At 62.1% G+C, this 20,839-nt stretch carries 21 protein-coding genes; 7 read left to right on the plus strand and 14 right to left on the minus strand.

Features of this window, described 5'->3' with window-relative positions; genetic code table 11:
* Nucleotides 1-6: 6 nt before the first annotated feature.
* The 5 genes from AO692_RS01250 to AO692_RS01270 form a co-directional block, all read right to left on the minus strand.
* Nucleotides 7-729: an amino acid ABC transporter ATP-binding protein gene (locus AO692_RS01250; RefSeq protein WP_054308204.1), complete on the minus strand. Its 723-nt coding sequence runs from the start codon at nucleotides 727-729 to the stop codon at nucleotides 7-9.
* A complete protein-coding gene (locus tag AO692_RS01255) occupies nucleotides 722-1,375 on the minus strand; it encodes an amino acid ABC transporter permease (RefSeq protein WP_054308205.1) in 654 nt (217 codons plus the stop codon). The genes AO692_RS01250 and AO692_RS01255 overlap by 8 nt, the downstream gene beginning before the upstream one ends.
* A 12-nt stretch (nucleotides 1,376-1,387) precedes the next feature.
* On the minus strand, nucleotides 1,388-2,053 hold the full coding sequence (locus tag AO692_RS01260; protein ID WP_054308206.1) for an amino acid ABC transporter permease: 666 nt from the start codon (nucleotides 2,051-2,053) through the stop codon (nucleotides 1,388-1,390).
* A 68-nt stretch (nucleotides 2,054-2,121) separates the two neighbouring features.
* Nucleotides 2,122-2,928, minus strand: a complete 807-nt coding sequence (locus tag AO692_RS01265; RefSeq protein WP_054308207.1) for a transporter substrate-binding domain-containing protein — start codon at nucleotides 2,926-2,928, stop codon at nucleotides 2,122-2,124.
* A gap of 147 nt (nucleotides 2,929-3,075) precedes the next feature.
* Nucleotides 3,076-4,593 carry an aldehyde dehydrogenase (NADP(+)) gene (locus tag AO692_RS01270; protein ID WP_054308208.1) on the minus strand — a complete coding sequence of 506 codons (1,518 nt, stop codon included), beginning with the start codon at nucleotides 4,591-4,593 and terminating at the stop codon, nucleotides 3,076-3,078.
* A 121-nt stretch (nucleotides 4,594-4,714) separates the two neighbouring features.
* Here AO692_RS01270 and AO692_RS01275 point away from each other — a divergent pair, with 121 nt between their 5' ends.
* Entirely contained in the window at nucleotides 4,715-5,752 is a 1,038-nt protein-coding gene (locus AO692_RS01275; protein ID WP_054308209.1) for an Ldh family oxidoreductase, read from the plus strand.
* A gap of 88 nt (nucleotides 5,753-5,840) precedes the next feature.
* Here AO692_RS01275 and AO692_RS01280 read toward each other — a convergent pair whose 3' ends face one another.
* The 3 genes from AO692_RS01280 to AO692_RS01290 all read right to left on the minus strand — a co-directional run bounded on the left by AO692_RS01280 (nucleotide 5,841) and on the right by AO692_RS01290 (nucleotide 9,198).
* Nucleotides 5,841-6,803 carry a dihydrodipicolinate synthase family protein gene (locus tag AO692_RS01280; RefSeq protein WP_054308210.1) on the minus strand — a complete coding sequence of 321 codons (963 nt, stop codon included), beginning with the start codon at nucleotides 6,801-6,803 and terminating at the stop codon, nucleotides 5,841-5,843.
* Between the two features lie 127 nt (nucleotides 6,804-6,930).
* The gene (locus tag AO692_RS01285; protein ID WP_054308211.1) at nucleotides 6,931-7,635 is read right to left on the minus strand and encodes a GntR family transcriptional regulator; all 705 of its coding nucleotides are present in this window, start codon (nucleotides 7,633-7,635) and stop codon (nucleotides 6,931-6,933) included.
* Between the two features lie 153 nt (nucleotides 7,636-7,788).
* Nucleotides 7,789-9,198 (minus strand): FAD-linked oxidase C-terminal domain-containing protein, encoded by a 1,410-nt coding sequence (locus tag AO692_RS01290; protein ID WP_054308212.1) that lies wholly within the window; start codon nucleotides 9,196-9,198, stop codon nucleotides 7,789-7,791.
* A gap of 148 nt (nucleotides 9,199-9,346) precedes the next feature.
* On the opposite strand from AO692_RS01290, the gene AO692_RS01295 reads away from it, so the two are divergent.
* Both AO692_RS01295 and AO692_RS01300 read left to right on the plus strand, forming a co-directional pair.
* Nucleotides 9,347-9,832, plus strand: a complete 486-nt coding sequence (locus AO692_RS01295; RefSeq protein WP_054308213.1) for a thioesterase family protein — start codon at nucleotides 9,347-9,349, stop codon at nucleotides 9,830-9,832.
* A 248-nt stretch (nucleotides 9,833-10,080) separates the two neighbouring features.
* Nucleotides 10,081-10,278 carry a hypothetical protein gene (locus AO692_RS01300; protein ID WP_054308214.1) on the plus strand — a complete coding sequence of 66 codons (198 nt, stop codon included), beginning with the start codon at nucleotides 10,081-10,083 and terminating at the stop codon, nucleotides 10,276-10,278.
* Between the two features lie 81 nt (nucleotides 10,279-10,359).
* Here the strand turns inward: AO692_RS01300 and AO692_RS01305 are convergent, their stop codons facing one another.
* Nucleotides 10,360-10,641 carry a hypothetical protein gene (locus tag AO692_RS01305; RefSeq protein ID WP_054308215.1) on the minus strand — a complete coding sequence of 94 codons (282 nt, stop codon included), beginning with the start codon at nucleotides 10,639-10,641 and terminating at the stop codon, nucleotides 10,360-10,362.
* A gap of 178 nt (nucleotides 10,642-10,819) precedes the next feature.
* Nucleotides 10,820-11,383, minus strand: a complete 564-nt coding sequence (locus AO692_RS01310) for a glyoxalase superfamily protein (RefSeq protein WP_054308216.1) — start codon at nucleotides 11,381-11,383, stop codon at nucleotides 10,820-10,822.
* Nucleotides 11,384-11,649: 266 nt separating this feature from the next.
* Here AO692_RS01310 and AO692_RS33485 point away from each other — a divergent pair, with 266 nt between their 5' ends.
* A complete protein-coding gene (locus AO692_RS33485) occupies nucleotides 11,650-14,355 on the plus strand; it encodes a UvrD-helicase domain-containing protein (RefSeq protein WP_054308217.1) in 2,706 nt (901 codons plus the stop codon).
* A gap of 5 nt (nucleotides 14,356-14,360) precedes the next feature.
* Here the strand turns inward: AO692_RS33485 and AO692_RS01320 are convergent, their stop codons facing one another.
* On the minus strand, nucleotides 14,361-15,569 hold the full coding sequence (locus tag AO692_RS01320; RefSeq protein WP_054308218.1) for an MFS transporter: 1,209 nt from the start codon (nucleotides 15,567-15,569) through the stop codon (nucleotides 14,361-14,363).
* Nucleotides 15,570-15,943: 374 nt separating this feature from the next.
* Between AO692_RS01320 and AO692_RS01325 the strand changes: the two genes are divergently transcribed.
* On the plus strand, nucleotides 15,944-17,281 hold the full coding sequence (locus tag AO692_RS01325) for a DUF2778 domain-containing protein (RefSeq protein WP_054308219.1): 1,338 nt from the start codon (nucleotides 15,944-15,946) through the stop codon (nucleotides 17,279-17,281).
* Between the two features lie 165 nt (nucleotides 17,282-17,446).
* Here AO692_RS01325 and AO692_RS01330 read toward each other — a convergent pair whose 3' ends face one another.
* The 3 genes from AO692_RS01330 to AO692_RS01340 form a co-directional block, all read right to left on the minus strand.
* Nucleotides 17,447-17,728, minus strand: coding sequence for a hypothetical protein (locus tag AO692_RS01330; protein ID WP_054308442.1), 282 nt, complete (start codon nucleotides 17,726-17,728; stop codon nucleotides 17,447-17,449).
* Between the two features lie 196 nt (nucleotides 17,729-17,924).
* On the minus strand, nucleotides 17,925-18,563 hold the full coding sequence (locus AO692_RS01335) for a DapH/DapD/GlmU-related protein (protein WP_054308220.1): 639 nt from the start codon (nucleotides 18,561-18,563) through the stop codon (nucleotides 17,925-17,927).
* Nucleotides 18,564-18,604: 41 nt separating this feature from the next.
* The gene (locus AO692_RS01340) at nucleotides 18,605-19,039 is read right to left on the minus strand and encodes a CreA family protein (protein WP_244483220.1); all 435 of its coding nucleotides are present in this window, start codon (nucleotides 19,037-19,039) and stop codon (nucleotides 18,605-18,607) included.
* Between the two features lie 276 nt (nucleotides 19,040-19,315).
* Here AO692_RS01340 and AO692_RS01345 point away from each other — a divergent pair, with 276 nt between their 5' ends.
* Both AO692_RS01345 and AO692_RS01350 read left to right on the plus strand, forming a co-directional pair.
* A complete protein-coding gene (locus AO692_RS01345) occupies nucleotides 19,316-19,894 on the plus strand; it encodes an SCO family protein (protein ID WP_054308222.1) in 579 nt (192 codons plus the stop codon).
* 41 nt (nucleotides 19,895-19,935) lie between these two features.
* Entirely contained in the window at nucleotides 19,936-20,808 is an 873-nt protein-coding gene (locus AO692_RS01350; protein WP_054308223.1) for a 50S ribosomal protein L11 methyltransferase, read from the plus strand.
* Nucleotides 20,809-20,839: the final 31 nt, after the last annotated feature.

Here is a 20,839-nt window from a genome sequence, read left to right on the forward strand (position 1 = left end):
GCGCTCTCAATGCGTTGCCGCAAGGAACTTCTTCGTCTCGGTGTGCTGCGGCGCGTCGAAGAGCTGCTCCGGCGGCGCGATTTCAGCCATGATTCCCTGATGGAAGAAGGCAACGCGGTCGGATACCTCGCGAGCAAACTTCATTTCGTGGGTCACGCAGATCATCGTCATGCCTTCAGAGGCGAGCATCCTGAGCGTATCCAGCACTTCGCCCACCAGCATCGGGTCAAGTGCCGAGGTCACTTCGTCAAACAGCATATATGTGGGAGACATAGCGAGCGCACGCGCAATCGCCATGCGCTGCTGCTGGCCACCCGACATGCGGCTTGGATAGACAGAAAGCTTCTCGGCGAGACCGACATGGGTCAGTTGCTTCACCGCGATTTCCTCGGCCTTCTCCTTCGGCAGGCCAAGCACCTTGCGCGGCGCCAGCATCACGTTTTCCAGCACGGTCAGATGCGGGAATGCATTCCATTGCTGGAAGACGATGCCCACCTTTTGCCTCAGCTTGTTGAGGTCCGTGCTCTTGGCGTGGACATCGGTGCCATCGATGACCACCCTGCCCGACGCGATCGTTTCAAGTCCGTTGATGCATGTAAGCAACGTCGACTTGCCCGAACCGGAGCCACCGATGACGGTGACGACCTCGCCTTTTCTGACGGTCAGGTCGATGCCTTTCAGGACTTCCAGCGAGCCGAAGGATTTGTGGACGTTTTCAATCTCAATCATTGGGTGACCAGCGTTCTTCGAGATACCTGCCGAAGCGGGCAATGGGCAGGCTTATGACGAAATAGATGGCGCCGCACAGAAGCAGGATGAACAGCGGCTCCTGCAGGCGGGTGACAAGGATCTGCGAGGCGCGCAGCAGCTCGATGAGGCCGAGCCAGAGCACGAGCGCGGAATCCTTCATCACACCAAGCGTCAGGCCGATCCACGACGGCAACGACACGCGAGTGGCGAGCGGCGCCACGATGTAGCGCATGTCCTGCCACCAGGTCATGCCGAGCGATCGCGCAGCGCGGCGCGTATTGACCGGCACCGAGTCGATGCCGCCCCGAACGATCTCGGTGCAGTAGGCTGCAGTATAGAGCGACAGCACCACGCAAGACGTGGTGAAGGGTGGCCAGCCGAGTTTGGCGATGGACTGCAAGGCGTTGCCGAGAACGAGCTGGATCAGCAAGGGCACGGAGCGGAAAATATCCAGGGCAAAGGTGAGCGGCGCCGACCAATAAGGTCCGAACTGGAAGCGGATGACGCCAAACACGATGCCGAGCACCGTGCCGGCGGCAACTGAAACCGCCGTCACGGCAAGCGTCATGCCGGCGCCATGGGCCAGGAAGGCGAGATCACTCCAGGTAAGAGCTGTGCTGAACATCTCTACCCCGCCTCAATAACGGAACATGCGCGCGGCAAGCAGGCGTGCAGCCAGCGTGACCGCCTTGGCGATGAGGTAATAGATCACCGCAGCAAGGGCGAAGAATTCGAAGGTGCGGAACGAGCGGGCGTTCAGTTCCTGCGTGACACCGGCGAGATCGGAACTCATGCCGACGGTCACCCCGAGCGACGTCATGAGAATCGCCCAGACCATCTGGTTGGTGGCCGGCAGGAAGGCAACGCGCAGCATCTGCGGCAGGACGATGTAGCGGAACGCTTGTAGCGAGCTCATGCCCAGCGAACGACCCGCGCGCGCCTGCGTCTCGGGAATGGCCTTGAGCGCACCACGGAAATTCTCAGCGAGATAGCCGGCATTGTTGAAGGCGATGCCGGCGAGCAGTGCCGTGAAAGGACTGAGGTGGATGCCGAAATTGCCGAGGCCGAAATGCGCCATATAGATCTGGAACAGCGCCGGCGTGTTGCGCGCCACTTCCACCCAGGCGGTGGCGACCCCGGAAAGGACACGGTTGCCTGAAAGCCGGAACACGGTGAGCGCGATCGCCAGCGCAAGCCCGATCGCCATCGACAGAAGCGCAATTTCCAAAGTGACCAGCGCACCGTCGAGCATTTGCGGCAATGCCCTGAACGCCTGGTTCCAGTGGAAGGTATAGCTGAACATCGCCGCTTCGCCTTTCGGAAGAATCGGCGGCGCGAGGCTTGGCTCGCACCGCCCGGGAAACGGTCAGGTCAACGGTAGACGCCGTTCACAGCCAGCGACGGCAGATCGCCGCCGACCCACTTCTTGTAGAGTTCCGCATAACGGCCGGTGCGCACCTGCTGGTTGATGAACAGGTTCAGGTAGTTGATCAGGCCGTATTCTTCGCGGTTGGTGAAGAGCGAGACATAGTCGATGTCATACGGCGCCTTGCCGACCACCGAAATGCCCGGGAACTTGCCCGTCTTCACATTGGCCTGCGCAACCGTGGAAGTGGACACGGTGGCATCGATCTGGCCCTGGCTGAGCGCCAGGAACACGTCAGCCTGGGTCTGATAAGGACGGAATTCGCCGGCTCCCCATTCCTTGACCGACTTTTCGAGCGCGATCGCTTCGAACGTGCCGGCGGTGGCGCCGACCGTCTTGCCCTTCATGTCCTCGAACGATTTGACGCCCGACTTGTCGTTGGCGGTGACGGCCATTTCGAAAGCGAAATAGGGAACGGTCATGCCGACGGTCTTGGCGCGTTCGAGCGTATCGGAGGTCGAGGCGACGCCGACATCGACGCGGCCAGACATCAGGGCCGGGATGCGCTCCGGAAAGGGCGTCTCCACGATCTCGGCCGTCACGCCGAGCGCCTTGGCGAGATCGTTGCAATAGTCGACGTCGAAGCCGATCGGATTGTTGCTCGCATCGCGCGCGCCCATGGGCGGGAAGTCGAGCACCACAGCGCAGCGCAAGGTGCCGGAAGCGATGATGTCGTCGAGCTTGTCGGCATATGCCTGACCGCTCAGTGCGGTTGCGGCCATGAGCCCGAAGGCGAGGACCGAGATCTTCATGTTTTGCTCTCTCCCTGAGTGTTGCCGGTCGGTAGACCGCGCGCACTATTTCGTGTCGCCGCGGACAAATCAATCACAAAATACAAATTGTATGCAGTGAATATACGATTTTAATATTCCGAGCCGACCGAAACCTCCTTTCAACCCTCAACCGACGAAGCTCTCGGGCAGCAGCGCTTCCGGAACGTTCTGATAGGCAACGGGGCGCAGGAAACGGCGGATGGACAAGGTACCGACACTGGTCGCCCCGAAATTGGTCGAAGCCGGATAAGGCCCGCCATGAACCTGGGCGTCGACCACCTCGACGCCGGTCGGAAAGCCGTTGACCAGCACCCGGCCAGCCTTGCGTTCCAGGACAGGCATCAGGCGGCGCGCGGCCTCGACATCCCCTTCATCCATGTGAATGGTCGTGGTCAGCTGCCCTTCGAAGCCACGGGCGATCTCTTCCATCTCGTTCAGAGAACCCACTTTCACCACGAGGCCGAGCGGTCCGAAAACCTCTTCGCCCAGCGCATGGTCGGACATGAACTGCGCCCCTGTCGTCTCGAACAGATTGGGGGTCGCGGCGCGGCCCGAGGGTTCGGTCACCAGCAAAGGCTTGACCGAATTGCGCTCGGCGAAACGCGCCTGTCCGTCGCGATAAGCCTTGGCGATGCCGTCCGTCAGCATGGTCTGCGCGCCAACCTTGCCAAGCGCTTCGGTCGTGGCCCCGATGAAGCGATCGGCATCGGGCCCTTCGACCACCACGGCTATGCCGGGATTCGTGCAGAATTGCCCGGCGCCCAGCGTCAGCGAACCTGCCCAGCCCTGTCCCAGCGCCTCGGCGCGCGCCTTAACTGCCTCTGGCAACAACAGCATCGGATTGACCGAGCCGAGTTCGCCGAAGAACGGGATCGGCTCGGGACGGGCGGCACAGAGGTTGAAGAGCGCGCGGCCACCGGCCAGCGAACCGGTAAAACCGACAGCCTTGATCAGCGGGTGCTGCACAAGCGCCTCGCCGACCTGACGATTGCCGCCCTGTATCAGCGAAAAAACGCCGGGATGCACACCGGTCTTTACGATCGCCGCCTCGATGGCCTGGGCGACGATCTCCCCAGTGCCGGGATGAGCCGAATGACCCTTCACCACGACCGGGCAGCCGGCCGCCAATGCGGCTGCCGTGTCACCACCTGCGGTCGAAAAAGCGAGCGGAAAGTTGGAAGCGCCGAAGACGGCGACCGGCCCGACCGGGCGCTGGATCAGCCTGATCTCTGGTCGAGGCGCCGGCTGGCGTTCCGGCAGGGCCGCGTCGACGCGGCGGTCGAGGTAGTCACCCTTTTCGATATGGTCGGCAAAGAGGCGAAGCTGACCGGTCGTACGCCCGCGTTCGCCCTGAAGCCGCGCTTCCGGCAGGCCGGTCTCCTGACTGCCTATTTCTGTGATCGCATCGGCGCGCGCCTCGACCTCGTCAGCAATGGCGCGCAGAAAGGCCGCCCGCGCACCACGCGACGAATAGGCGTAGCTCCAGAAGGCTTCTTCGGCGGCCTCGCAGGCGCGATTCACCAGATCCACGCTGCCGACAGCGAAGGCATGCGCAGGACCATGTGCCGGAGCACTTTCGAAGGTGCCCGCGCCATCAAGCCAAGCGCCCGCAATGAGGTGTTTTCCCTTGGGGGTAAAAGCCATGTGAGGTTCCTGTCCTGAAAATACAAAGGCGGCTCGCGCCGAATTGCGATTGTCGATTATTTGTATACTCTATGTATGCAGATAATCAACTCAATCACCTACCTGTATCGAGAGGAAGACCATGCCTGCAACCACCACCATGCCGATCGTCACGCTTAACGAGCGTGTCGAGGCAATCTTCAAAAAGGCGGGGTTGAACGACATCCAGGCCGGAGCTCTTGCCCGCGTCATCGTCGCGGCAGAGCGAGACGCCTGCAAATCACATGGTATCTACCGGATCGAGGGCGCGCTGCGCACCGTCAAGGCCGAAAAGGTCGCACCGGATGCTGTACCGGAACTGGTGCAGCAGGACCACTCCGCGATCGTACGGGTGGACGCCAGCCGCGGATTCGCCAATCCCGCCTTCGAACTTGGCCTGCCGGTGCTCGTGGAACGGGCCCGCGCGCTGGGTCTGGCGGCGCTTGTCATCAACGACTGCACACATTTCTCGGCGCTCTGGCCGGAAGTGGAGGCCTTGGCGGGATACGGCCTCGCCGGACTTGCCATGTGCCCGAGCTACTCCACGGTCGCGCCAGCCGGTGGCAACAAGCCGTTGCTTGGCACCAATCCCTTGGCCTTCGGCTGGCCGCGCCCAGGCAAATCACCCTATGTTTTCGACTTTGCCACCTCCGTCGCCGCCCGCGGCGAGATCGAGCTGCACCGCCGCGCCGGCAAGCCCTTGCCCGAAGGCTGGGCGATCGATGCCGAAGGACAGCCCACCACCGATCCGGAAGCCGCGCTTACCGGTGCGATGCTGCCTTTCGGCGGCCACAAGGGCTCCGCGATCAGCACCATGATCGAGCTCCTCGCGGGCGTCATGATCGGCGACCTGATCAGCCCGCAGGTGCTCGACTACCTTGGCACCACCACGCTTGCCCCGCCGCATGGTGAACTCGTCATCGCCTTTTCTCCCGAGGCTTTTGCCAAAGGCCGTGACGGCAATCCACTGGAGCGCGCACAGGCACTGTTCGACGCGATTGCCGGTCAGGGTGCCCGCCTGCCGTCGCAGCGCCGTTACGCAGCCCGCGCGAGATCAGAGATCGAAGGCATCGCTCTTACCACAGCCGAAATGCAACAGCTCGACAGGCTGCTCGCGCTGGGGCTTGAGGCCGTCGCCTGAAACACCCTGCCGTCTGATTGAAGCCTTCCGACCATCAACAAAAAAGCCCTCCACCGGAGGGCTTTCTCGGAGCCGAGGCTCGGGCGGGTCAGCCCTTGTGCTTCTGTACAGCGCCAGGCAGCTTGCTCCACTCGGCATACCAGGTGTTGAAGAGCTTGAGCTGTGCCTCGCAGTAGCCGCGCTGGCTGTCGGTCAGGGCGTCTGTCTCATTGAAATGCAGCGTGTATTCCTTGTCACCCTTCAGCACCATCATGTGCTTGAAGTACAAAACAAGGTCCGGGCCTTCATCGAAGGAGGACAGAACGGCCAGCGCCTGCTCCAGTTCCTGAGCGCGCTGGCGCGCGTCGACGTCACCTGTCGCCGCGGCCTGGGACAAATTGCAGAGGTGGATAACCTCTTTCGGCAGCACATTGCCGATGCCGGTGATGGCTCCCGTCGCGCCACAATTGACGAAGCCATGGAAGACAGCGGTGTCGACGCCGATCATCAGCGACACACCGTCGTCGCGGCTGGTGATGTTCTCGGCCGCATAACGCAGGTCGGCATGACCGCCGAATTCCTTGAAGCCGACGAGGTTGGAGTGCTCGGCCCGTAGCGCGAAGAACAGATCGGCACGCGTGGCGAAGCCATAATAGGGGCTGTTGTAGATCACCGCAGGAAGATCGGGCGCGGCCGACAGGATCGCCTTGAAATGCGCTTTCTGGGCAGTCAGCGACGAGCCACGCGACAGCACGCGCGGGATCACCATCAAGCCCTGCGCGCCGACCTTTTGAGCATGGGCGGCATGCGCCACGGCGGATGCGCTGTTGATGGCGCCCGTGCCGACGATCACCGGCACACCCGCCTTGACCAGGCGCTCAACGCCTTCCATGCGTTGCGCATCGGTCAAAAGCGGCCAATCGCCCATCGAACCGCAATAGACAACTGCCGACATGCCGTCTGCGATCAGCTGCTTGCCCTTGGCGACAAGGGCGTCGAAATCAGGGCTGCGGTCCGCTTTGCACGGTGTCATCAAAGCCGGAATTACGCCGGAGAAAATCCTCGCCTTCATCTCAAAAGCTCCCTGTTGGTCTGTCGCTTCGGCAGAAGACGCCATGGCGCAGCCGTGCGCAATCCCTGCTTTCGGCAGCAATTATACTCTTTGGATTTTATTTGTCGACAAGAAATCGACAACGATTTCACAGCGCGACGTTCAGATGCCCGCCGCGTGTGAAAAGCTTCTGGATCTGGTCGACGATCTGCTCCGCATGCACCTTCGCCAGCCGATCGGCCGCCTCGACATCGCGGGCGGCAATGACCGCGATCATATCCTCATGCTCGTCGACAAAACGCTGCGGCAAACGATCGTCATAAGACTGATAGTAAAGACGCAAAAGCCGCCGTCCTTCATTGAGAAGCCGTCCGAAGAGACCCGTGAAATACGGGTTGCGACCTGCTTCCGCGATAGCCGAATGCAGGGCAGCATTGGTGGCGATCATCGCCAACGCATCCTGTTCCTCTACTGCCTTGGCGAATTCCGCTTGATGCGCGCGGATCACCCTCAAGTCCTCGGGACGATGATGTTCGGCAGCCAGGCGCGTGGTGATGCGATACATCAACACCAAGGCATCGAAATACGTGTGCATATTCATAAAATCGATATTCGACACCATGGTCGACCGGTTGGGCAGCGTGTCGATCAGCCCCTCGCCGGCCAGTCGCACCAGAGCCTCGCGAATGGGCGTACGCGACATCTTGAACCGCTCGGCCAGTTGCACCTCATCGATCGGACTGCCCGGTGGCAGCACAAGATCGAGGATTTCGTCGCGTAGGAGGTCGTAGACGACCTTCACACCGGAGCCACGCTTGCGTTCTGGGCGGGAGGTCTTGTCGGCAGCGGTCATCTTAAAACCCTCATGTCGACAAAATGCATACGTTCCACAGGCGCACGGATCAAGGCTGGATGCGGTTAGATCACATCCTGGCGGGCGCCCGCGGTCGTGTCAGCGCACAACGGAAACCGTCAACCCCGCTCCAACCGTCCTGCAAAAAGCGATCTAGACCGGCAGGATCTTGCCAGGGTTCATGATGTTGTAGGGATCGAGCGCGCGCTTGATTTGCCGCATCACGTCGAGACCATGGCCGTGCTCGGCCTTGAGGAACCCGACCTTGCCCTGCCCGACGCCATGCTCGCCGGTGCAGGTGCCCTCCATGGCAATCGCGCGCATGTTGAGGCGGGCAACGAACCGCTCGACCAGCGCCACCTCTCCGGCGTCCTCGGGATTCATAAGTGCCAGCACGTGGAAGTTGCCATCGCCGGCATGGCCGACGATGGGCGCGATCAAGCCCATTTCGGCGATGTCGGCCTCGGTTTCCGCCACGCATTCAGCCAAACGCGAGATCGGCACGCAGACATCCGTCGACAACCCCTTGGCGCCGGGCCTGAGCGTCAGCGATGCCCAATAGGCGTCGTGGCGCGCCTTCCAGAGCTTGCTGCGCTCCTCGGCCACCGCTGTCCACAGGAATGGCCCACCGCCATTCTCCTCTGCGACCAAACCAAAGGTTTCGGCCTGCTCGGCCACACCGGCGTCGCTACCGTGAAATTCGAGGAACAGGCACGGGCTCTCGGGATAATCCAGCTTGGAATAGGTCTTCATCGCCCGCATCTGCAGCGCGTTGACCAGTTCGATACGGGCGACAGGAATGCCCATCTGGATGGTCTGGATCACCGCCTGCGATGCCGCCTCCAGCGTCGGGAACGGACACACGCCTCCCGAGATGGCTTGCGGAATGCCCTGCAGTTTCAGCGTCAGTTCCGTAATGATCCCGAGCGTGCCTTCCGAGCCGACCAGGAGGCGGGTGAGATCGTAGCCAGCGGAACTCTTCTTGGCGCGCCGGCCGGTCGTCACGATTTCGCCGTCAGCCATGATGGCGGTCAGCGACAGCACGTTCTCGCGCATCGTGCCGTAGCGGACCGCATTGGTGCCCGACGCGCGCGTCGCCGCCATGCCGCCGAGCGTGGCATTGGCACCGGGATCGATCGGGAAGAACAGGCCGGTATCGCGCAGATGCTGGTTGAGTTGCTCGCGAGTCACGCCGGGTTCCACCCGGCAATCCAAATCCTCGGCGTTAACCGCAAGGATCCGGCTCATACGCGAGAGATCGACGGAAATGCCACCGCCCGGCGCGTTGACGTGGCCCTCTAGCGACGTGCCGACGCCGAAGGCGATGACCGGCACGCGATGCTCGGCGCAGGCGCGTACCACCGACTGCACTTCTTCTGTCGTCTCGCAGAACGCGACGCCGTCCGGCGCCTGGGTAGGAATGTAGGTGGTGGTGTGGGCGTGCTGTTCACGGATCGCCTGCCCGGTCTGGAATCGCTCGCCGAGCTGCTGTTTCAGAATGCCGAGAACGGCAGCAATGCCATTCTCATTGCGCTCGACCGGTACGAGGTCGCTCAGAGCCATGCTTTCCTCCGCGATTGGACCATCGCGGCCCTTGTTCTCGAGTTAAAGCTGCTTAAAGCATGTCGCGCAAAAGTGTGCAGCGGTTTTGCGATAACGACATGCGCGAAACAAAGATCTGCGTGCACGCTTTGCCAGAGGAAACATCGCAATGTCCATCCCTGCCCCTTTTGTCTCCCGCGTCATGGACATCGAGAAGGACTGGATCGATTACAACGGCCACCTCAACATGGCCTACTACAATGTCCTGTTCGACCGTTGTTCGGATGACGCGTTTGAGCTGATGGGCATGGGGCCGAACTACGCCCGCGACCGCAAGCTCACCATCTACACGGCCGAAGTGCATGTCTGCTACGTGCAGGAGCTGCATCTCGACCATAAGGTAACGGCAACCTTCCAGCTTCTCGACCATGACGAGAAGCGGCTGCGCGTCTATCAGGAAATCCGCCATGTCGACGGCTGGCTGGCGGCGACGTCGGAATCGCTTTCGCTGCATGTCGACATGGCCGGGCCGAAGGTCGCTCCCTTCCCGGCTGACGTGTTGGCCAAGGTCGAGGCGATGCGCGAAGCCCACGCGGGCCTGGCGGTGCCGGAGCGCGCCGGCCGCTCGATCGGCATCCGCCGCAAGGCTGGCTGAAGCAATTCCCGGAAAAAAGGGCGGCGGTTTTCCGCCCGGAATTGCTTCAAACAAGGAGACAGAGCGGATCGCCGTTCCCGTGAAACGGTGAACCGCTCCGGGCAGAGCCGTTAACCTTAATCAATATTGAACGGGGGAGAACCTGTTTGCCGCGTTGAGCGAATCAACGGCGCGCTGGAGAAGGCCTCCTAGGGGTGGACAGGAAAGCCTTGGAGAAGGGTCAGAGGAAATCTGGCCCGAGCACGCGCATGAAAATCGATATCGAGGCTCTCTCGCAAAAGCTGGCCGCCGACCCGCGCATCAGCGACTACGACTTCTGGCGTTCGTTGAAGAACCTCAACAACGAAATCTTCCAGATCGCAAACTCGAACGAGCCGATCCCCTTCGACATGCTGCGCTGGCGCGCCGTCATCAAGCAGGCGCGATCCAAACGCGGCCCCGCCTGAACTCACAACCAGGCTCTGGTTGGCTCATAGCAAAACCCGATAATACGCTGAATTTCCTGATCGATCGCGCGACGCGATCGATCAGGCGAGCGCCAGAGTCGACAGAAGCGCCAGCAGGAAAGAAGCCGCCACCATGGCGGCATAGGCGCGTGGCAGGTCGAACAGGATCATGTGGCCGGCGATCCAGGCGGTACCCGCTGCGCCCAGCGCATAGAGGAAGCCGTTGCGGTGACCATAGACCAGATTGGCCGCCATCAAGCCGCCGATGATGAGCGCACCGAAAACCACGATCACGGCAATGGCTGCCTTGTCGAAATTGTCGTCCACCGTGGTCGGGGGTTTGGAGTCGAACGGTTCTTGCATGGCCTCGCCTTGAATGGTTGGCGCGGACAGATTTAACCGACCGCACCAAAGGAGCAAAGACTAAACTCGCCCGCCGCGACGATAACAAGGCGCCAGTGTGGATTTCGGGAAACGCTTGCCGAAAATATTGCGGAGCGGACGATGAACGCTTCTATTCCCGGGCGCCGAGACGCCAGGATCAATCGTCTTTGACGATCTCCATGAAGCGGATGCGATTGCCGAACGGGTCGATCACCTCCACCTCCAGCCGGCCGTCCTCCTTCTCCAGTCCCGGGTTCATATAACGATATCTCTTCGCCGCCAGCTCGCGCTGGAACGCCTCGATACCGCTCATATAGACGACCATGTTGCCGCCGGGGCTGGCATCGCCCGAATGTTCGGACAGATGCAACCTGAGGCCGTCCCGCGACACCTGGGTGTAGAGCGGGGAGTTGTCCTCGTAGCGGTGCTCCCAATCGACGCTGAATCCGAGGAAACCGAGATAGAACTCATGGGCCTTGGCGACGTCGAAGATGCGCAAGATCGGCACGGCTTGTTCGAAGGCAATGCCTCTGCCCACCTTGCCGTCGAGTGCCCCGCCCTCGCCGCGCTCGATCCGGGCGGACAGGATGTTCCAGCTCTCGAGCCCGAACTGGCGAGCGACGATCTCCAACGCCTCGGAATGAGGAATTTCGATTTTTTTGTCAGCAAGCGCCTCGCGCATGGCTTTTGCCATCGCCTTGGCGTCCAGGAATGTGCGCATGGTCTGCGATCCTTCTCGTCGGGACGAAAAGCCTCACCGGGGCCCGCATTGCCGGTGCCTTCGTCCCAGGGACAAGGACCAGACTGAATCATGACGACGCATTCGCCATACCTTTTCAAGGCGCGGACTGCCGGCTGCGTCGAGCCGTTGCCGAACGCTATCCATGTCGCATCAAGCCGTCAACACGGGTCAAAGCCGTTGAATCCTGGAACAGTGTGTGAACATTGCTGGCCTTTCTCGCCCGAATCACTACATTCGGAAACGAAATGGCCGGCGATCACGACATGCCCTTCTTTGACGAGGATGACGCTCCGCGTTTCGACGCCGCGCGCGCATCTTCTTCGCAGGCAGCTCCGTCCGGCATCGCGGCCCGCGCCATGGCAGCGCGCCAGGGTCACAATAACCCGCCCGAGTACCTGAAGGGCCTCAACCCCGAACAGCGGCAGGCGGTGGAAGCTACCGAAGGCCCGGTGCTGGTTCTGGCCGGCGCTGGCACCGGCAAGACGCGCGTGCTCACCACCCGCATCGCCCACATCCTGGCCACCGGCCGCGCCTTCCCCAGCCAGATCCTCGCCGTCACCTTCACCAACAAGGCCGCGCGCGAAATGAAGCATCGCATCGGCGTCCTTGTCGGCGAGGCGATCGAAGGCATGCCATGGCTAGGCACCTTCCACTCCATCGGCGTCAAGCTGTTGCGCCGCCATGCCGAGCTCGCGGGCCTGCGCTCGGATTTCACCATCCTCGACACCGACGATGTCACCCGCCTCATCAAGCAGCTGATTCAGGCCGAGGGGCTGGACGACAAGCGCTGGGCGCCGCGTACCTTCGCGCAGATGGTCGACAGCTGGAAGAACAAGGGCCTCGCTCCCGACGAAATCCCGGAGGGCGACGCACGCGCCTTCGCCAATGGCCGGGGTCGTGAGCTGTACCGCGCCTATCAGGACCGGTTGACCACGCTGAACGCCTGCGACTTCGGTGATCTGCTGTTGCACCCGATCCGCATCTTCCGCAAGCACCATGACGTGCTGGCCGAATACCACCGCAAATTCAAATACATACTGGTAGACGAGTACCAGGACACCAACACCGCGCAATATATGTGGCTGAGGCTCCTGGCACAGCGGCCGAAACAGTCCAGCGCAGTCCCCACGACCGAAGGTCGCGAGCCCGACTGGGCGACCGAGCCGTCGCGAGGCCCCCGCGGAGCGCCCGCGCCGTTAGGCGCGGAACAGCGCGCGAGCGAGAACAGGGTCAATATTTGCTGCGTCGGCGACGACGATCAGTCGATCTATGGCTGGCGCGGCGCCGAGGTGGACAACATCCTGCGCTTCGAGAAGGACTTTCCCGGCGCAACCGTCATCCGCCTGGAGCGCAATTATCGCTCCACCGCCCATATCCTGGGTGCTGCCGCCCATCTCATCGCCCACAATGAGGGCCGCCTCGGCAAGACGCTGTTCACGGACCGACCGGATCCGGAGGACCCCAGGGTCAATGTGCATGCGGCCTGGGATTCGGATGAGGAAGCGCGCGCCGTCGGCGAGGTCATTGAGGCCTATCAGCGCGATCGTCACAAGCTGAATGACATGGCCATCCTGGTGCGCGCTTCGTTCCAGATGCGCTCCTTCGAGGATCGCTTCATCGAGATCGGCCTCAACTATCGCGTCATCGGTGGCCCCCGCTTCTACGAACGCCAGGAAATCCGCGACGCCATGGCCTTCATGCGCGTCGTCGCCAATACCGGCGACGACCTCGCTTTCGAGCGCATCGTCAACGTGCCGAAACGCGGCCTGGGCGACGCCACCATCCGCCAGATCCACGACACGGCGCGTGCGCTCGGCGTGCCGATGCTGGAGGCTTCCGCTCGCCTTGCCGAAAGCGATGAGCTGAAGCCCAAGCCACGCGCGGCCCTGCGCGAAGTCGCCGCCAACTTGGTGCGCTGGCAGAGCCTGATCGATTCCACACCGCACACCGAACTCGCCGAGATGATCCTCGAGGAGAGCGGCTACACCGATATGTGGAAGAACGACCGTTCCGCGGAAGCCCCTGGCCGGCTGGAAAACCTCAAGGAGCTGATCCGCTCCATGGAGGAATATGAATCGCTGCGTGCCTTCCTCGAACATGTCGCGCTGGTGATGGACGCCGAGCAGAATGAGGGCCTCGACGCGGTCTCCATCATGACGCTGCATTCGGCCAAGGGCCTGGAGTTCGAGACGGTGTTCCTCCCTGGCTGGGAGGAAGGCCTTTTCCCCCACCAGCGGGCATTGGACGAAGGCGGCCGCTCGGGCTTGGAGGAAGAGCGACGGCTGGCCTATGTCGGCGTCACCCGCGCCAAGAAGAACCTGCACATCTGGTTCGTCTCCAACCGCCGCATCCATGGACTGTGGCAATCGACCATCCCGTCCCGCTTCCTCGACGAATTGCCGGAAGCCCATGTCGAGGTGCAGGAAGGCGGTGGCTCCAGCTACGGCGGCTACGGCAACCCTTATGGCGGCGGTGCCTTCGCTTCGGGCCGGGGCGGTTTCTCGGCCGGGCGCCAGAATCCGTATGGTGCCTCGCGCTTCGACAGCATCGGCTCGCCGTCGGGCGGCCGGGCCGCGCGCGGCGATCAGGGTGGCTCCTTCTCCAACAGCTACGCCACGCCTGGCTGGCAGCGCGCCCAGCAGAACCGCACCGAAGCGACCGACCGCAACTGGGGCACGCGCAGCGGCCACCAGGTCGAGCGCATCGGCTATGGCGAGGTCGATTCCGGCTATGGCGCCGGCCGCACCTCGGTAAAGGGCCGCACCATCGAGGGAGAGTTGGTGGCGAAGTCGGTGGCCGACGCGCCGTCAGCCTTCAAGGTTGGCGACCGTGTATTCCATCAGAAGTTCGGCAACGGCAACATCGCGGCGATCGACGGCAACAAGCTGACCATCGATTTCGACCGCGCCGGCCAGAAGAAGGTGCTGGACGGGTTCGTGAAGGCGGTGTGAGGCCTTCACCCTCGATACTTCATCCCAAAACCCAACGCGGTCAGCGCGAAGACCACGATCATGCAGGCGAACGCGATACTGGCGGCGGTCGCGCCTGCCTGCGTCGAGATCACGCCGATACCGACCACCGGCAGCGCGTTGCCGCAGAAACAGCAGATGAAATAGACCGAGGCGATCTCAGCCCGTCGTGTGGGCGGCGCGATCTGGTTGACCACCTGCAGGCTGCCGCGATAGCCGAGTGCTGCGGCAACCCCGCAGAGCGCCGTGGCCAACAGCATGATGGAGAGCGAGCCGAACCATTGCGCCGCCACCACCAGCACCACAGCCGGCGGCATCAGCGCCAGCGCGGTCAGCATGGCATGGCGACTGGCCAACCGGCCGGTCAGCGCGATGGTCGCAGCCGCCATCAATGCCAGTTCGAAGAACAGCGCCCCGGCCGCCGCATGATTGGCGATGTGGAGGTCCCTCACCAACACACCTGGGGCAAGAGCCGCAAAAAAGCCGACCAACGCCATTGCGCCGAAACCTGTGACGGCTGGCGCCACGAAATGCGGGCGCACTTCGGGCGGCAACCCTAGCCTTGGCCGGAACGATACATCCGCCAGCCGGCCAGACTTGCGCACCGTCTCGGGCGTGCGCCAGATCAGGATGGCGACAATGCCAAGCGCCGCCAGATAAGCGATAAAAGTCAGCCGCAGGGGTAGCGGCGCATATTCGGCAAGCAGCCCGGCAACAAGCGCGCCAATGCCCAATCCGACAAAATTCGTGCCCGTAGCGATCATCGAGGCGAAGGTCTTGTCCTCCGTCGCGACCAGTTCGCTGAGCCAGGCAGTGCCGCTTCCGACACCAACCCCGATCCCCAGCCCGCTCAGCACTCTGGCGATCTCCAGCGTGGCAAGGCTGCGCGCGAAAAGGAAGAGCGCGGCGCTCGCAACTGTCACCGCCACGGCAACCAGCACCGTTGGACGGCGGCCGATGGCATCGGATACGCGCCCGAACAGCAGAAGCGCCGCGAGATTGCCGACCACGTAGATGGCGTAGACCAGAGTAAGCGTGACCTGCGAGAAGCCGAACGCCTCCCGATAGATGACATAGAGCGGCGTCAGTGCCGTGCTGCCCGCAAACAACGCGGCGATCATGGTGGCGACGGAGACGAGGGCGACGACGTCTTCGCGGTTGTCTCGAGGGGCGAGGCTGGTGGTTTTCTGGGTCATGGGATCGATATAGGGCGGGATGTCGGTCGGTATTGGTGGTCACGGCCAACTTGCTGACAGATCTGTCAGGAGCGCCCCACCCTGCCCTTCACACCAAAAGTAAACTCGCTCCGAGCCCTTCCCCTGCGTCATTTTTTCCAGTCAAAGACCGAAAATCCTTGCCAGCGGGCGATTTTGCCGCTTTCTTGCCTTTTTAGGAGGGTTTTTCGCGGCGGGCTCCAATCCAATGAGGGGCGACACAGGGATTGGTTAACCATCTTTGTCCATCCTTTGAGATAATCGGCAAAGGACCGCCACGCGCGACCGGTATTCCGGCGGGCGAATGGGTAAGGCGGTTTCTGCGTGTTGCGCCGATTGAAGGAAGTTCGGTCGGCATGGCGTTCGTGCGTGAAAAATTCCGGGGCAATCGTCCCGCCTCTGGTTTCAAGACAATGCTGGCCCGCTCCGCAAGGATGGCGGGTTGGGTTACCATCCCCACGGCAGGCGCCGTGCTGGCGATGTGGTCGCTGGCGACTGTCGCCGGCGCTTACTCAGCAGCAACCTCGATCCGCGCCAACGCGCATTTCCTGCCCGCGCGCGTCGGCGTAGCGAGTGCCGACGCGCAATCGATGGAGGCTGCCTCCAAGCTCAAGCAGGCGCTGGTGGCACACGAATGGGCCAAGCGTCGGCAACAGGCGGCAGTGGCCGAGGCTGCCGACAAGACCGAAAGGCTGGCAGCGGCCGAAGCGCTGCAGCAGCGGGATCCGTCGGACGAGCGTTTCGCGCGCGCACTCGGTACGCCAGACGCCGACCGCTTCGGTCCAGGCTTGGCCGAGCCGGAACGCGCCGCGCGCGTGGCGCTTGCCCTATCCACCCCATCCACCATGGAGCTCGGCTTCGCCGATGCCGCGCCCGCAGCGCATTCCGCCGTGCGCGACGTTCTGGTGGCAAGCCTTGTCCTGCCCGACCAGGAGGATGATGGTGACGACGAAGAACAGATCGCGTTGGCCGATACCGGCGAAGTGATCGAAGGTCCCGACTTCGCCGCCGTTCCTGAAAATGTACCGTTGCCGGTTTATCGCCCGCGTGCCGAGGAAGGCACCAAGTCGGAAACGCGCCGCCGCGCCGAGGCACAGCCGGAAAGCGACGATCAGCCAGCGCGCAAACCCGCGAAGCGCATCAGCCAGCCGGCACAGCCTGTGCTTGCCTATGCGCGGCCGGACAACCCTTCCGAAAGCGGGGGGCTCGGCCAGGCTTTCCGCAACCTGTTCTCCTCGCCTGGCAGTTCCGGCGCGCGCGCCGGCAACGGCACCGCCGTCTATGACATCAACGCCGCCACGGTCACCATGCCCGACGGCACCAAGCTGGAAGCGCATTCCGGCATCGGCTCGATGGCCGACAATGTGCGCTATGTGGGCCAGAAGATGCGCGGCCCAACGCCGCCCGACACCTACAAGCTGTCGATGCGCGAGTCGCTCTTCCACGGCGTCGAGGCGATCCGCCTCACCCCCGTCGACGGCAAGGTCAAGCATGGCCGCAACGGCCTGCTGGCGCATTCCTATCTGCTGCGCGGCGGCCGGGCGGAATCGCACGGCTGCGTTGCCTTCAAGGACTACAAGCGCTTCCTCGCCGCCTTCAAGCAAGGCAAGATCAAGCGCCTTGTTGTGGTTGGCGGCGGCGGCGGGTCGCGACCCAAGGCGACCACGGTGGCCGATAACGGCCGCGGCGCTTAGAGCAATTCCAGGAAAGCGTGCAACGGTTTTCCGTCCGGAATTGCGCAAAAAACAAAGAGTTAGAGCGTTTCTATGAAAAACGGAAACGCTCTAAGGCGCGGTCGTCGAACATCAAAAATCACCTGACATTGCCGCTGACCAATCCAGGATGATCGGTCGCGGATGCTATTCGCGCATCGCCTTCAGCTTGTCGGCAACGGTCGCGGCAAGATCGGCATAACGCTCCTCCAGCCGTTCGGCAGCGGTGATCACCGGGAAATCATGGCCGAACTTTTCCAATGCCTGCTTGAGCTTCTCTGCAAAGTCGGCCTGCTTGTCGAGCGCCGAGAACAACGCCAGAACCTGCTCCTCGCTGATCTCAGGATGGGCAAGCATGTCCGGTACCTCGCGCCCCATGCGTTCGCCGGTCGCGGTTTCCTGCCTCAAGATTTCCAACCAGTCGGTCACGAAAGAACCCGTCATATTTCCGCTCCACCCTTTTTAGCGGGTTTGAACCAGATACGCCAACCGACGGCCAGAAAACCTTCTCTTCTTGAGAAGAAAAACAAAATGACACCCCGCACAAGTCAATGCGGGAATACTGCGACAGTTGAGCAACATTTCTAGAATGCAATAATCTACCAATACACAAAGCCAGACGCGGCTATGGCTGAGCTTCCCAACGACTGAGAAAGGTCTCGATGTCCATCGCCTGCATGTCCGGAACTGCCTTGGCGAGTTTCTCCGGCGGCCAATCCCACCAAGTCAGCGCCTCGATGCGCGTTGCAACTTCTTCAGAAAAACGCCTGCGCAGCCGTTTGGCCGGGACACCCGTGACAATCGTGTAGGCGGGAACATCCCTGGTCACCACTGCGTTAGCGCCGATCACCGCGCCGTTGCCGACAGTCACTCCGGGCAGGATCACCGCACCGTGGCCAATCCAGACATCATGGCCGATGACGACCGGTTTTGAGCGTCGCCGCTCGCGAAAGTCGCCATCCACCCCAAGCCAGCGGAAGTATTCGTTCGGCCGATAGCTGACCTTGTGCGTGGTCAGCCGCTCCATTGGGTGTTCCAACGCATTGATCCGCGTATTGGCAGCGATGGAGCAGAACTTGCCGATGGTCGTGTAGATCGCCTCGGCATGGCGCTCGAAATAGGAGAAGTCGCCGACCGTCACCTCGCGCAACACGACACGTTCACCGATCGCGGCATAACGACCAAGGCGGCACGACTTCAGTTCCGCCGTCGGATGAATGCGCGGCTCCGGGTCCTTCGGCACGAGATTTTCGGTGCGGTCCATGACGCGGCTTTACGCGCCGCCTGCGCCCCTCGCAAGACGTTCTATTGCGGCTTGCCGTTCTTCCAGGTGACGTTCTGGCCGTAGAGTGGCACGGTCGAGATCGCCATTTTGGCCGATCCGTCCTGCACCTGGCGTGAATGCGAGAGATAGACCAGCGTGTCGTTGGCCTTGTCGTAGATGCGGTTCACTACTTGCTTCTTCCAGATCAGGCTGATGCCCTGCTTGAACACCTCTTCGCCGCCCCTGCCGAAATCGATGTCTCCAATGCTGATCGGTCCGGTCTGCTGGCAGGAAATCGCCGAGTCCGACGGGTCCTCGAACCAGTTGCCCTTCTGCAGCCGGTCGACGACACCTCGTTCGAAATAGGAGACGTGGCAGGTCACACCTTCGACCTTCGGATCCTTGATCGCCTCGACGACGATGTCGTTGCCCAGCCAGTCGACGCCGACCTTGCCGACCTGCTGCGCCAGTGCCACTCCTGCGACTCCGACAAAACAAGCAACAAGTGCCCCACCAATCAGTTTTCGTCCGGTCCAAGAGAACAAGAAACCCTCCTTGCGCTGGCGCGATTGTCCGCTTTCAGTTGGGACTGGGAAAGCCGTCTTGCAAGGTTTGGACGAGAGGGTTGCGGCAATGACGCACTTTGCGCTCGTTCCGGCGAGGCGATAAAGTTCCCCGAACCATGATATCGCCGCCGATGTTCCCAACATCGGGCAGCGACACCGAACAACTTTCTGTCCCGGATCGTTCTCATGATGCGCACTATCCTCGTCGGCATTCTCGTGCTCATGGCCGCCGGCATCGGCTGGCTGACCTTCGACTGGTATCGCGGTCACTATGGTGGCCAGCCATTCGGCGCGTCCTTTGCGCTCACCGACCAGACCGGCAAGCCGATCACCGAAGCCGCCTTCCGCGGACAACCAACCGTCGTGTTTTTCGGTTTCACCCACTGTCCCGAAGTCTGCCCGACCACACTTTTCGAAATGGCGGGCTGGCTGAAGACGCTGGGCGACGAAGGCAAGGACATCAAGGCATACTTCGTGTCGATCGACCCCGAACGCGATACGCCCGACGTCATGAAGAACTATGTCGGCAACTTCTCCGACCGTATCGTTGGTATTACCGGCGAACCCGACAAGGTACGCGCCATGGCGAAGTCCTTCGGCATCTACTTCAAGCGCGTCGATACCGGTGAAGGCGAATACAACATGGACCACACCGCTTCCGTTTTGATGCTCGACCGCAAGGGCGATTTCTTCGGCACAATTGCCTATGAAGAAAACCCGGATACCGCACTTGCCAAATTGAAGCGGCTGGCCAAAGAGGGCTGATCGGTTTTTTCAGGGCGGCACGCGCCGCAAGACAGGTATCCATGGGCCAGACGCGCCTTCATCTGACCACTTCCAAGGCCGAGGCCGACCGTATCTTCGCAGCCCTCGAAACCGTTTTCGAGGAAGACGGCCTGCCGCTCGCCGTGCTGGAACTCGACGAGGAGCGCGACCTGCACGAGGTCTCGCTCTATGCCGACGGCGATATCGAGCCAGTCGAGACGCGACTGAAGACCGAACTGGCCTCGCTGGGCTTCACCGGACCGGTCGAGCGCGAGGTGTTGCCCGACGTCGATTGGGTGGCTCGTTCGCTTGAAGGGCTGAAGCCGGTGCGCGCCGGCCGCTTTCTGGTGCATGGCGCGCACGATCGCCAGAAGCGCCATGCCGGCGACATCGCCATCGAGATCGAGGCAGGGCTTGCCTTCGGTACCGGTCATCACGGCACTACGGCCGGCTGCCTTGCCATGCTGGAGCGTGTCGCCATCCGCGAAAAACCGCGCAACGCATTGGATCTCGGCACCGGCAGCGCTGTGCTGGCCATTGCGCTTGCCCGCCTCGCCCACATACCGGTGCTCGCTACCGACATCGACCCTGTCGCCGTCGATGTGGCAGCTGCCAACGCACGGTTGAACCATGTCGCTGGCCTGGTCGAGACGGCGACCGCGCCCGGCTTCCACCACCCGGTCTTTGCTTCTCGTGCGCCGTTTGATCTCATCGTCGCCAATATCCTGGCCAAGCCGCTGATGAAGCTGGCGCCCGAAATGGCGAAATACCTGACGCCAGGCGGCTCCATTGTGCTTTCCGGGATTCTCGACCGCCAGCGCGATGCCGTTGTGGCTGCCTATGCCGGCCAGCAGTTCCGCCATGTACGCACCACCCACCGCGAAGGCTGGGTGACGATCCATATGAAGCGCTGAACCAACTGCAATCCGCTATAGCTGGACCACA

The organism is Mesorhizobium sp. 1M-11 (genome assembly GCF_001303895.1).
In the GTDB taxonomy this organism is placed as follows: domain Bacteria; phylum Pseudomonadota; class Alphaproteobacteria; order Rhizobiales; family Rhizobiaceae; genus Mesorhizobium.